Below are 12,829 nucleotides of genomic sequence, written 5' to 3' on the forward strand. Positions count from 1 at the left end.
CATAGATCAGTAGCTGTCAGACTAACGCTGTGACTTAACTAAAAATAATAATAATGGAGCACTTATGAAGTTAAATGTAGCCACCAGGGTGATAGCTGGATTTACGGTAGTCACCTTGCTACTACTGGTACTTGGAGCGGCGTCTTGGTTCACCAATAGCCAACTAAAAACAAGTACTCAGGTACTACAAGAACTTAGCCTGCCAGCTTTAGAATCAAGTGGACTCCTGTCACAAACCGTTTCTCAGCAAGAGAAGCAAATTATACGAGCATATTACAGCCCGAATGCTAGTGAAATGCCTGCAGTAAACGCTCAATTTACAGCCAACAGCAAAGTATTTAGTGCAGAGCTAAAAAAGCTGAGTGCACTGCTTAATAAGCAAGCCGAATTTAGTTCAATAATCCAAACACTCGAAAGTAACTACACCCAATTTACCAACACCAGCAAAGACTTAATGGTCACCCATGAAAATGCGCTACTGACTAGTAAAAAAATTAGTGCTAAATATGATGATATTGAAATGGGAGCAGACGATACATCGTCTTTATTACTCGACCTAATTGACTTAGAAATGAGTGATGACCCAGTCGAACAAGGCATAGCTGCTACAGCCAGCAATTTAGAGCTAAGTTTCAGTAGTATTGTTAGTACCAGTTTTGATTTAAAAGCTAGCACCGACAAAGCAAAGTTTGACGTCATTTCTAAAGAGCTCGATTACATCGTTAGCGACGCCCAGAGTAAAGTAGACTATGTCATCCATAACTGGGAAGATATCGTAGACGCAGATCAAATTAATGAGATAGAAGCCGAAGCTCGTAAAGTCTTCAATATGATAAATGGAGATAATTCATTAATCGCATTTAAGCGCAATGAGATAACGTTAAATAATCGCGCGCAAACCTTACTATCAGATGTAGAAGTGACGGCCAGTAATGTCAACAAGCAGATGAAAGCATTAACAGCAAACATCGAATCTGTTTCGAATACAATTAGCAGCGACGCTATTACCAATATCGATACTGCTAGCGTTCGTACCCTGTTATTAATGTTAATTGCAATTGTCGTTGCAGTGGTTGTAAGCGTAGCGGTAGTGCGCCCATTAACTCGCTCTCTTGATAAAATAAACCACGCGTTAAACGTATTAGCTTCTGGCGATTTAACTCATAAACTCGATGATAGCGGCCATGATGAATTTGCAAAACTGTCAGCTAACTGCAATAAGCTCGTCGATAGTCTACGCAGTCTCATTCAAGGTATTTTAGAGCGTTCAGATCAGCTTGCTGCTGCTGCAGAAGAAACCTCGGCAATTACCGCGCAAACCACTGTCGGCATTCAAGAGCAAAAAAGCCAAGTAGACCAGGTTGCTACAGCGACAACTCAGCTTAGCTCTAGTGCGCAACAAGTCACTGCTAGCGCAGATGATGCATTAAGCCAGATTAAAGCTGCAGATGATGAAAGTCAGCATATGCGCTTAATCGCCGACGAAAACAAGCGTACTATTTTAGCCCTAGCAGATGAAGTATCTAAAGCGAGCGTAGTGATTAATAAGGTCCACGCTGACAGCGCATCAATCGGCTCAATTCTTGATGTTATTCGCGGTATCGCGGAGCAAACAAACTTACTAGCGCTAAATGCTGCGATTGAAGCTGCGCGCGCAGGCGAGCAAGGCCGAGGTTTTGCCGTAGTCGCTGACGAAGTCAGAAGCCTTGCATCAAGAACACAAGACTCAACTCAAGAGATCCAACAGATGATTGAAGTCCTACAACAAGGTACTCAAGAAGCTGTAGCAGTTATGGACTTAGGACGCACTCAGGCTAACTCTTGCGTGGATAAAACAGAGCAAGCTAACAATGCACTTGAAAGTATTAGTGACGCAGTACATCGCGCTCACGACTCAGGAACTCATATTGCTCATGCTGCTCAAGAGCAAAATTTAGTAAGCCAACAAGTATCTGAAAAGCTTGAACACATTGCAGCTATTTCAGAGGAGACTTCAACTGGCGCAGATCAAACAGCACAGTCGAGCCATCAGGTTGCTCAGCTAGCAGAAGAACTACAAGCCTCAGTTAAAGAGTTCAAGGTATAACCAATACTTATTAGAGTTAAGTAGTAAAAGAAAAAGGTGCTAAATGCACCTTTTTTACTGTCTGTAACTAGAATGATTAAACCAAGCTGTAATCGACAGGCATAAAAATACCGGGATAAACCCGGTATTTTTTATATATACAATTAACCGCCAGCAATACGCGACTTAATCGCCGTGGTTATTTCACTGCCACTATGGCCATTACTCTCGGCCCAAGCAACAATCGTCTGTCCATCGGCTTCAGCAGAACCTAACTCCGATGCAGGTAGGCGTTTAGCCACAAAAGTTCCTACTTTATTAGAGCCACTTTTAAGCGCAGTTCTAAGCAGGCTATCACCATTACAAGATACACCATTGTAAATATTACGTAGCTTTACACGGCTTTCTTTTAGTTTTTTACGCAAACGGTTTTTATCATCTGCCTGAACATAATTACAAATGTTAGCGGCTAATTGATCTTGATTTGCGGTAGCAGTAGATGAAACGGAAATTGAAGATGCCACGATTAGTGCAGCGATGCTCAAAGGCAACAAGCGCATCAGTCACTCCTTATTTTTTTAGTTTTTATTTATTTGAAAAGTAGCGCTATCGAGTAGGCTATCTTTATCGTTATACAGGGTACTAAACAACCCTTCAAATTTAACATTTTTTTACCAATTTGATAAAGCTATATTCAACTTCTTTATCGTTTTTAGCTACATCTCGAGATATTTCAAGCCAGCTTCCATCGTTCCATTCAGGAAAATGAGTATCGCCTTCTACATCTAACGCGATCTCAGTGAGATATAAAATATTAGCCTGAGGTAATAACATTTGATACAACTGACCACCACCTATCACGACAAGTTCTTCGCACGCACCTGCAACCAATTTGGCAGCCTCAAAACTTGTCACGGTAGTCACACCGTCAATCAACAGATCTGCCTGACGGCTAATCACAATATTATGTCGACCTGGTAGTGGACGCCCAATCGATTCATAGGTCTTTCGCCCCATAACCACAGGTTTTCCTAGTGTCATCGCTTTAAAGTGGCGTAGGTCTTCAGGAAGGTGCCATGGCATTTGATTATCTTTACCAATAACGCGGTTATTCGCCATTGCGGCAATCATAGCTATTTTCATTTTAACTTCCTTTTATGTGATCATTTGGCTCAATAAGGCAGACGCTACTGCAAAATTTGGGCAGTTTAATCATCTGCAAATAGCACTCTGAAACTTACTACTTTATGACAGGACGCGAGCGAAAATATAGTAAGCTAGGCATAGCAAGCCCCACAGATAATGCCCCTAAAATAAATACAGTTTTAAGACCGTTACTCACCACTTCGTAAATGAGTTCAGGGCTCATTTCCGCCTGCGCCGTTAACTGCACTAAACCAATAACGGTATTAAATGCGTAAGTGCCAGGGATCATGGGGATAATAGCAGCAACCGCGTACATCAAAGGCGGCGCAAGATGCTTTCTAGCAAAAGCAATAGTTACCACACCAACGAGCGCAGCGGCTAAAAAAGTCGCCCACTCTATCGGTAACCCAAAGCTCAACCACATAGTACGACTACCATGCCCCAAAGCTGCAGCAAGTGCACAATAAGGCAAGTAACGACGCGGGACGTTAAATACCATAGCAAAACCAATTGCTGGTATCGCTGAAAATATTGCGTCATTAAGCATGGTGAAGATAAGCGACATCATAAAAATAGACCGCCTATTTGCATCGCTATCGTGATGCCAATAACAGAAGCAACTGTCAATAGCGTCGCATGACCCCAGCGCGAGATCCCCACGTTAAGGTGGCCTTTAACCATATCTGATATTGAGTTAATCATCGGAAAGCCGGGGACTAACATCAACACACTTGCAGCCATTGGCAATTTTGGTGTTTCAGTTAAATCAAATTGGTATCCGGTCTGGGCGATTAAAGTTGTCACAAAGGCTGTAACACTAAAATTAAGCAATAAATTGTAGTGCCGCTTAGCAATAGAAAGACGCACAAACATACCCGCTGCAGAGGCGACAAAAGTTATCAAACAGGCAATGAGATCGCCACCAAATAGGTGACAAAAACTAGCACAGGATAGGCCTATCATAGGTACTAAAAATTTAGCGGGGTAGGTTTTTGGTTGTATGCGTGCAACACGTTTGCGAACTTCGGTTAAGCCATAAATGCCTTTTTCCGTTAGAAGACAAATACGTTGTAGCTCGCAAACTACGGCCATATTAATGCCATGTTCGCGGATACGCCGGGTAGTTGTAATACAACGTCCGACTGAAAGACTGGTTAACACTAATGAGTTTGACGAGATTGATATCTCGACACTTTCTAAGCCTAAGGCATGGCCTAGGCGCTGAGTGATCTCTTCGATAAGTTCGGATTCAGCGCCATAAGCTAAAAGAAGTTGAGCAACCCTAACGACTTGACGAGTAATGTCATTTTGCGTTGTAGCGTACACCTTTTCTCAACTTCCTCTTTTGCAAACAATTATCTTTGGTAGATAATTTCTACATCATAATCATCTTCATCGAAGTCATCATCAAAATCATCGTCAAAATCTTCGTTAATGGAATCATTTGCATCTTGATGGTAGTTGTCCCACTTAAACTCAACTTCGGCATCAGCATCAACTTCTTCTTCTGGAGGAAGTGAATCGATGAAGTCTAATAGCTTAAGGGCTAACTCTGCTGTACCTTCGCGGTTATAAGCAGAAATAGTATAAACGTCACCTTCCCACTCTAACTCTTTAACAATGCGGTCGATACGTTCTTGTAGCTCTTCCTGCAGCATCAAATCAGCTTTGTTGATCACTAACCAGCGCGGCTTACCAGCAAGCTTTGGAGAGTGTTTCTCTAACTCACCAACAATTGCACGTGCAGATTCCACTGGATCGCTACCATCGATAGGCTCAACGTCTAATATGTGCAGTAATACGCGGCAACGTTCTAGATGCTTTAAGAACTGAACACCTAAGCCTGCACCGTCTGCAGCCCCTTCGATAAGTCCTGGAATATCTGCAATTACAAAGCTCTGACCAGGTCTTGGGTTAACCACACCAAGGTTAGGAACCAAAGTTGTAAATGGATAATCAGCAACCTTCGGCTTAGCCTTAGAAACAGAACGGATAAAGGTTGATTTACCAGCATTTGGCATGCCCAGCAAACCAACATCGGCAAGCAGCAATAGCTCTAGCTTAAGGCTACGAACTTCACCGTCTGTACCTAGTGTTTTCTGTCTTGGCGCGCGGTTAGTACTGCTCTTAAAGCGTGTATTACCTAAACCATGGAAACCACCTTTAGCCACAAGCAATTTTTGCCCATGGGTGGTTAAGTCACCGAGTGACTCTTCAGTATCGTTATCGATAGCGCGAGTACCAACTGGTACTTTAAGGATAAGATCTGCACCGCCGTGACCAGTACAATCACGTCCGCGACCATTCTTACCGCGCTCGGCGATATGGAAGCGTTCAAACTGAAAAGTGATCAGTGTATTTAGGTTTTCATCAGCTTGCAGGTAAACACTGCCGCCGTCACCACCGTCACCACCGTCTGGACCACCATCCGGAACATATTTTTCGCGTCTAAAGCTAACGCAACCACTGCCACCATTTCCGGCTTCAACACGGATAATAGCTTCATCGACAAACTTCATACCAACTCCTGGCACCACAGAATGAAAGAATTATACTCTTAACGATTCTAGTCGCCAAAACACAATTTACTTAATTTAAAAAAAACAAAGCCCCACCAATGGCGGGGCTTATATTAATTATTAGCTTAAGCTAAAAATTAATCTTCGATGCTGATGAACTTACGGTTCTGTGGACCTTTAACTTCAAACTTCACTTTACCATCGGTAAGAGCGAATAAAGTGTGGTCACGACCGATACCAACATTAACACCAGCGTGGAATTTAGTACCACGTTGACGAACGATGATGTTACCAGCTAGAACTGATTCACCGCCGAAGCGCTTTACACCAAGACGTTTACTTTCTGAATCGCGGCCGTTACGAGTAGAACCGCCAGCTTTTTTATGTGCCATGAGTTATTCTCCTAATTAAGCGTTGATAGCTGTAATTTTAACTTCGGTGAACCACTGACGGTGGCCCATTTTCTTATCGTGGTGCTTACGACGACGGAACTTAACAATAGTTACCTTGTCTGCACGGCCGTGGCTGATTACTTCAGCAACAACCTTACCACCTTCAACTAAAGGTGCACCTACGTGTACAGTTTCACCATCAGCAACCAAAAGAACTTGGTCAAATTCGATAGTTTCGCCTGTAGCAACTTCTAATTTCTCTAAACGAACTGTATGGCCGGCTTCAACGCGATGTTGCTTGCCGCCACTTTGAAAAACAGCGTACATAGCTATTTTACTCCGATATTCTAACACGCCGCTCAAAACATATTAGTTTGATGCAGGGGTGCTATAAAAGCTTTAATGACAATGGTCGCGGAGTTTACGCTAAGAACTGGCAGCTGACAAGTCTTAATTAACATAGAATAAAAAAAGACCCAAATAACTCTCACAATTACTTACAACTACTGTCTTGTACCGTAAATTTAGGTAGAATCCATTTATTATAACATTTAAGCCTTAATTGAGCTGCAATGTTAATCTGCAGCCAACAAAGAACTAGAGCCTACTTATGGATTTAAACGCCATTCGTCAATTGACTGATAGCGATATGCAAGCTGTCAATCAACTGATCTATAAACAACTAGAATCAGATGTTGCCCTAATTAATCAACTTGGGTTCTACATTATCAACGGTGGCGGTAAACGCTTGCGACCTCTGCTATCTATTCTAGCAGCACGCGCCATTGACTATAAAGGGGATTCTCACCTTAAATTAGCAGCAATTATTGAATTTATTCATACAGCGTCACTTTTACACGATGATGTGGTTGATGAATCAATGTTGCGAAGAGGCAGAGAAACCGCCAATGCATTGTTTGGTAACAGTGCAAGCGTATTAGTGGGTGACTTCTTATATACCCGTTCATTCCAAATGATGACAGAACTACGCAGCTTAGACGTTTTGGAAATTCTTGCAGACGCAACCAACGTGCTCGCTGAAGGTGAAGTCCTACAATTAATGAATTGTAACGACCCTGACACCACTGAAGACAGCTATATGCGGGTTATCTATTGTAAGACAGCTAAACTATTTGAAGCGGCAACACGTCTTGCAGGATTACTTGCAGACAGCCCTATCGAAGTACAGACCGCACTGGCTGATTATGGTAAATACTTGGGCACAGCTTTCCAGTTAACCGATGACCTCCTCGACTACACTGCAGAAACAGAAGAGCTTGGTAAGAATATCGGCGACGACCTTGCAGAAGGTAAGCCTACCCTGCCACTTATCTTTGCAATGGCAAACGGTAACGATACTGAAAAAGCGCTTATCCGCGAAGCCATCGAAAAAGGTGACGGCACTGAGCATATAGAAGTCATTCTTGCAGCTCTTAAAAACTGCGGAGCATTAGAGTACACAGAGCAACGTGCAATTGAAGAATCAGAAAAGGCCATTGCAGCCCTGTCAATTATTCCTGATTCTGATTATAAAACAGCACTTATCTCTTTGGCGAAGATTGCGACTCAACGTAGCAATTAATCTGCTAGATTAAATCAAAAAAGGGAGCCTAATGGCTCCCTTTTAAATTGTGGCAAATTAACCACAACTCAACATTAACTACTTAACGAATTCAATACCTAGCTGGATATCAGCTTGAAGCGTATCTAGCATTGCATCACGAGCTGATGCTTCAAATGCACTCACTTCGCCGTAAGCTAATACTTCTTCTACGCCATTTTTACCTAGTACAACAGGTTGTGCGAAGAATTCAGCATGTTCACTACCACCGTCAACGTAAGCGCACTCAACAACGTTTGCTTCACCTTGCAAGCCACGAACCAAAGACAGACCAAAACGACATGCAGCTTGCCCCATAGATAGAGTCGCGCTACCGCCACCGGCTTTAGCTTCAACAACTTCTGTCCCCGCATTCTGGATACGAGTCGTCAATGCAGCAACTTCTGCGTCAGTAAAGCTTACGCCTTCGACTTGAGAAAGTAGCGGCAAGATAGTCACACCGCTGTGACCACCAATAACAGGTACTTTAACATCAGCAACGTTCAAACCTTTAGCTTCAGCAACAAAGGTTTCAGAACGAATCACATCAAGAGTCGTGACACCGAATAAACGGTTTTTGTCATAAACACCTGCTTTTTTAAGCACTTCAGCAGCAATCGCTACCGTTGTGTTTACAGGGTTCGTAATAATACCGATCAGTGCCTTAGGGCTAGTCGCAGCACACTTTTCAACAAGGTTACGTACGATACCAGCATTAATATTAAATAGATCTGAGCGGTCCATGCCAGGTTTACGCGCAACACCTGCAGAGATAAGCACAACATCAGCACCTTCTAGTGCAGCAGTAGGATCTTCACCAGCAAAACCTTTCACTTCAACTGCCGTTGGGATGTGGCTAAGGTCTACCGCTACGCCAGGTGTAACTGGTGCGATATCGTATAGCGACAATTTAGAACCCGCAGGTAATTGAGTTTTTAACAGTAGGGCAAGCGCCTGGCCAATGCCACCAGCAGCTCCAAGTACAGCAACTTTCATAATTATCTCCGTCAATTCTCGGATTTTTGTGATTTAGATCTGTTTTTCCAATGCCGCAACAGTACTGGATTCACAATTAAATTTCAATTATCCCTTAGTCGTGTTCAATATAATCTAGAACCCTAATATAAAATGGAAATTGTAAAACCGAGTGGCTATAAGACCTGCAGCCCATTTTGACCTGTAGTTTAGCAGTTAAAAAATTAGAACAATCATTCTAACTTATATACACCACAGCCCCAAACAAGACTTTTCAATGAATTTTTATTCAGAAAAACGAATAATATTTGACAAAAAAAGCGAAAATAATCATCATGAAGCAGATCTTATTGAATAAAGAATAATAAAATATGCAAGCAAGTAAAAACCAAGATGATTTAGTTAGAACCTTCAAATCTATTTTGAAAGAAGAGCGATTTGGCTCTCAAAGCGAAATTGTTATCGCCCTACAAGCAGAGGGTTTTAGCAACATAAACCAATCTAAAGTCTCGCGTATGCTAAGCAAGTTCGGAGCCGTAAGAACCCGTAATGCTAAGCAAGAGATGGTTTATTGCTTACCTGCTGAATTAGGCGTCCCAACAGCTGGGAGCCCATTAAAGAATTTAGTACTCGATGTTGATCACAACCAAGCCATGATTGTCGTCAGAACAAGCCCCGGTGCAGCACAGCTTATTGCTCGCTTACTTGATTCAATAGGCAAACCAGAAGGTATTTTAGGAACTATTGCTGGAGATGATACTATTTTCATCTGCCCTTCAAGCATTCACAACGTTGAAGACACTCTAGAAACGGTTAAGTCACTATTTAATTACGCTGACTAAAGTACAATGACTCGATTGTGGGTTTAGCTTACAAATGCCGCGCTCATTCAGCACGGCATTTTTGTTTTAGTTGTTATCTATCCAGTTAAATCAAGACGAAGTCCGAGTAATCAGGAGCATTTGATTTATAATCACCAATAGTCACAATGTCAGTGAAAGTCGCACGACTAAAGAATAAATGCCGCACAATTAATGAGTTACCAACTATAAACAGTTAACTTCTATTGATTAATATCTCGTCCATATACAAAGTCTTACTACCAGTGATGACTCTTGAAGCTCCATTAGCTTCTACATGCTAATTCAGACAGATTAACTACCCACTTGCCTAGAACGAAAGCAAACTCTTCGCCGCCGCCAAACAGGTTTAAGACGCTAAAATTGTTCTGTAGCCATCTTACTCAAAACAATCTTTATACAATATATTGCATAGGATCTTTTTTCTTAAGCCGCAATAGTGATAACCTTGAAGCACAGTATTGTGAGTCGAGGGTGGATGATGAACAAAAGCAAAATAATAAATATCAATGATATATGCTGGGAATCTTGGCAGCACGAAGAGCGATATGCCAGCGAACAAAAACATATAGGTGACACTGCAGGTGGTGAAAAAATTGGCGTTACTATGGAGCGCTTAGCACCAGGTAAGTCTTCATCTGTTGCCCATTACCATACTAAAGAAGAAGAGCATATCTATGCTATGCATGGTGAAGCGACTCTTTACATCGATGGTGAAGCTCACCCTTTTAGCCAAGGAGAGTATATTTGTTTCAATGCTGATACAGGGATCTCACATAATCTAGTCAATCATAGTGAGCAAGATTTCGTATTCCTTGTAGTAGGTAATAGAGACATACACGATGTTGTTGTGTACCCAGAAAATAACAAGGTTCTGGTAAAATCAGTCAATGAAGTTTATGCCAAACGCCCAACTAACTACTGGGATAAAGATGGCGTAGAAAACCAGTAATGACTCTTTCAAAGCTATAAAAAAACGCACTCTAGGTGCGTTTTTTAGTTTAACTCAATTGAATTAAGCGGTGATCATAAAATCTAAAGACGGCGCAAAGAATGAAGAGCCGGTTAACGCTTGTGTAAAGTGCATTAAATGATCATGGTTACCTTCACCGTCGCCGTGCACCATACTTTCAAGCATTTTTTCAAAGTTCACTGAATTGTGACAGATTGAAATAAACATCAATCCCTGCTCTTTAACTGATCCGTAAGGCATACTCTGCCTTAAAATCTCCATAGACTTACCGTCGCTATCTTTTAAATTAACGCGCTTAATATGGCTAGTCAGCGGCTTATCTGCTGAGGCATATTCAATATTGTCAGCTTTAGTTCGGCCAATAACATCTTCTTGTTTCTTAACCGGTAAGCGATTCCACTTACTCAGATTATGAGCAAACTTTTGCACATGAATATAACTGCCACCTTTAAAACGGCTATCTTCTTCGCCGATTAATGCCACTTCTTGACGACTACGACCTTTAGGGTTCTCAGTGCCATCGACAAAACCTGTTAAGTCACGGGCATCCATAAATCTAAAGCCGCGTTCTTCATCAACTAGCTCAACTAGGCCTTCAAACATTTGGTTAACTTCGTTTGCTACCAAATGCAGAATATCAAAACGGTCACAACGGATGTGTACAAACAGATCATACTCGATAGCCGGTGCATCTCGGTTATCGCGATTCATCGCAGGAAAAGGCTTTAGCTGCTCAGGTCGAGCACTAGGATATAAAGTGTCCCAATAGTTTGCGCCAATGGCAACAAAACCATTAAATGCACTATCAGAATATTGATCAGCCAACTCATAAATATACTGAGCAACGTTCGCCACACAAGGGCGCATATCAGACTCAACATTGTCGTTAGCATTAAACATTAAATAGACACTGTGCAAGTTCCCTTCTGCACATACTCCAAGCTGTTCACGCGGCATAACCTGACTATCCATTATTATAAGTAACCCTTTTGCTGAATTTAATTTCGGCAACATTATGTACAACTTTAGTCATTAATATCATTAACTGACGCACAATAACTAGAATTAAAACAGAAATGTTGGTTATCGCGCAGGTTTAGATCACGAACAAATTGCGTTACATCTCACAATATTTGCCGCATCAGGTATATTCGCTAGCAAATAACACCTTTGAAGCTGTCGTCATTAGTTAAAGCCTGCCGCCTTTTGGCTAGTTTATACCCTTTAGCTAAACCTAAACTTAAACAAAACCTTCGTTTTACACTTTCACTAGAACAAAACTAGATTTTGATTTTGATAAGTTATCGCTACCCGCTGCCCTTGTACAAAATCAAGGTTAGTGCTGTGAACCTCTAATGTGCTTTCAGCTACCTTAATCTTATATTGACAAACATTGCCCAAAAAACGACGTTCAAGCACCTCACCGGCTCCGCTATCTTCACTCGCTAAATGCAGATGTTGTGGTCTTAATAAGATCTCTGTGTCTGTGCCTATGCTTAATGACAACGCCTGCTTGCTCGCAATAAGTCCGATCGAGGTTTCTACATGGTTGCTGTCTACAACGCGGGCTTTTAAATAGTTGCCAGTACCAAGAAAGTCCGCCACGTACTTATCAGACGGTGTAGCATAAAGGCTCTCTGCATCGCCACATTGCACTATTCGCCCTTCATTAAATAACGCCAGTTTATCAGCAAATACAAACGCTTCATCTTTACTGTGAGTTACAAACACTGCACTGACATTGTGCTTTTTAAGAATATCACGGATCTCTAGCATCATTTCTCGGCGCACTTTGGCATCGATATTCGAAAATGGCTCATCGAGCAACAGCACTTCAGGCTCATAGGCCAAAGCTCTGGCAATCGATACCCTTTGCTGCTGACCGCCTGATAACTCATGAGGATAACGCTTAGCTAACCCCTCTAGCTTAACAAGGGCAAGCATCTCTTCTAATCGAGCTTTACGTAGCTGTTTATTACGAGTTTGGACGCCAAATAAAATATTTTCGGCAACAGTAAGATGCGGAAATAACGCATAATCTTGAAAGATCATCCCGACACCACGCTTCTCACTGGCAATAAACTGATGCTTATCGGCAACCACTCTATTATTGATAGTAATTGAGCCTTGGCTGATAGCCTGTAAACCGGCAATAGCCCGTAATAAAGTTGTTTTACCACAGCCACTTGGGCCTAGCAGTGCCACGATTTCGCCTTTTTCAACAGTAAGATCTAAGCCTTTTAAAATCACTTGCCCTTGGTAATCACTAAACACTTGTTGTATTGCTAATGTCGCCATA

At 41.9% G+C, this 12,829-nt stretch carries 14 protein-coding genes; 4 read left to right on the top strand and 10 right to left on the bottom strand.

What is annotated here, in order from left to right:
- Positions 1-64: 64 nt before the first annotated feature.
- The gene (locus AB4298_RS09365; RefSeq protein WP_371986452.1) at positions 65-2,086 is read left to right on the top strand and encodes a methyl-accepting chemotaxis protein; all 2,022 of its coding nucleotides are present in this window, start codon (positions 65-67) and stop codon (positions 2,084-2,086) included.
- Positions 2,087-2,229: 143 nt separating this feature from the next.
- On the opposite strand, the gene AB4298_RS09370 is transcribed toward AB4298_RS09365, so the two are convergent.
- The 7 genes from AB4298_RS09370 to rplU form a co-directional block, all read right to left on the bottom strand.
- Positions 2,230-2,625 carry a DUF3718 domain-containing protein gene (locus AB4298_RS09370; protein ID WP_248997719.1) on the bottom strand — a complete coding sequence of 132 codons (396 nt, stop codon included), beginning with the start codon at positions 2,623-2,625 and terminating at the stop codon, positions 2,230-2,232.
- A 100-nt stretch (positions 2,626-2,725) separates the two neighbouring features.
- Entirely contained in the window at positions 2,726-3,208 is a 483-nt protein-coding gene (folA, locus tag AB4298_RS09375) for a type 3 dihydrofolate reductase (RefSeq protein ID WP_371986453.1), read from the bottom strand.
- A 97-nt stretch (positions 3,209-3,305) separates the two neighbouring features.
- Positions 3,306-3,779 carry a threonine/serine exporter family protein gene (locus tag AB4298_RS09380; RefSeq protein ID WP_248997721.1) on the bottom strand — a complete coding sequence of 158 codons (474 nt, stop codon included), beginning with the start codon at positions 3,777-3,779 and terminating at the stop codon, positions 3,306-3,308.
- The gene (locus AB4298_RS09385; protein WP_371986455.1) at positions 3,776-4,537 is read right to left on the bottom strand and encodes a threonine/serine exporter family protein; all 762 of its coding nucleotides are present in this window, start codon (positions 4,535-4,537) and stop codon (positions 3,776-3,778) included. The genes AB4298_RS09380 and AB4298_RS09385 overlap by 4 nt, the downstream gene beginning before the upstream one ends.
- A 29-nt stretch (positions 4,538-4,566) precedes the next feature.
- Positions 4,567-5,730 (bottom strand): Obg family GTPase CgtA, encoded by a 1,164-nt coding sequence (gene cgtA, locus AB4298_RS09390; RefSeq protein WP_248997723.1) that lies wholly within the window; start codon positions 5,728-5,730, stop codon positions 4,567-4,569.
- Between the two features lie 137 nt (positions 5,731-5,867).
- Positions 5,868-6,122 (bottom strand): 50S ribosomal protein L27, encoded by a 255-nt coding sequence (gene rpmA, locus AB4298_RS09395; RefSeq protein ID WP_012154114.1) that lies wholly within the window; start codon positions 6,120-6,122, stop codon positions 5,868-5,870.
- 15 nt (positions 6,123-6,137) lie between these two features.
- The gene (rplU, locus tag AB4298_RS09400; RefSeq protein WP_012154113.1) at positions 6,138-6,449 is read right to left on the bottom strand and encodes a 50S ribosomal protein L21; all 312 of its coding nucleotides are present in this window, start codon (positions 6,447-6,449) and stop codon (positions 6,138-6,140) included.
- Positions 6,450-6,732: 283 nt separating this feature from the next.
- Between rplU and ispB the strand changes: the two genes are divergently transcribed.
- Complete coding sequence (ispB, locus tag AB4298_RS09405) at positions 6,733-7,704, top strand: octaprenyl diphosphate synthase (RefSeq protein WP_248997724.1); 972 nt, start codon at positions 6,733-6,735, stop codon at positions 7,702-7,704.
- Positions 7,705-7,782: 78 nt separating this feature from the next.
- Here the strand turns inward: ispB and mdh are convergent, their stop codons facing one another.
- Positions 7,783-8,718, bottom strand: coding sequence for a malate dehydrogenase (gene mdh, locus AB4298_RS09410; protein ID WP_371986456.1), 936 nt, complete (start codon positions 8,716-8,718; stop codon positions 7,783-7,785).
- A 350-nt stretch (positions 8,719-9,068) separates the two neighbouring features.
- Here mdh and argR point away from each other — a divergent pair, with 350 nt between their 5' ends.
- On the top strand, positions 9,069-9,539 hold the full coding sequence (gene argR, locus AB4298_RS09415) for a transcriptional regulator ArgR (RefSeq protein WP_248997726.1): 471 nt from the start codon (positions 9,069-9,071) through the stop codon (positions 9,537-9,539).
- Between the two features lie 496 nt (positions 9,540-10,035).
- Positions 10,036-10,509 (top strand): cupin domain-containing protein, encoded by a 474-nt coding sequence (locus AB4298_RS09420; protein ID WP_371986457.1) that lies wholly within the window; start codon positions 10,036-10,038, stop codon positions 10,507-10,509.
- A 63-nt stretch (positions 10,510-10,572) separates the two neighbouring features.
- Here the strand turns inward: AB4298_RS09420 and AB4298_RS09425 are convergent, their stop codons facing one another.
- Both AB4298_RS09425 and AB4298_RS09430 read right to left on the bottom strand, forming a co-directional pair.
- Positions 10,573-11,502, bottom strand: coding sequence for a Dyp-type peroxidase (locus AB4298_RS09425; protein ID WP_371986458.1), 930 nt, complete (start codon positions 11,500-11,502; stop codon positions 10,573-10,575).
- 297 nt (positions 11,503-11,799) lie between these two features.
- Positions 11,800-12,828, bottom strand: a complete 1,029-nt coding sequence (locus AB4298_RS09430) for an ABC transporter ATP-binding protein (RefSeq protein WP_371986460.1) — start codon at positions 12,826-12,828, stop codon at positions 11,800-11,802.
- Position 12,829 lies beyond the last annotated feature (1 nt).

It is taken from the genome of Shewanella sp. 10N.261.52.F9 (assembly GCF_041471165.1).
GTDB lineage: Bacteria > Pseudomonadota > Gammaproteobacteria > Enterobacterales > Shewanellaceae > Shewanella > Shewanella marinintestina.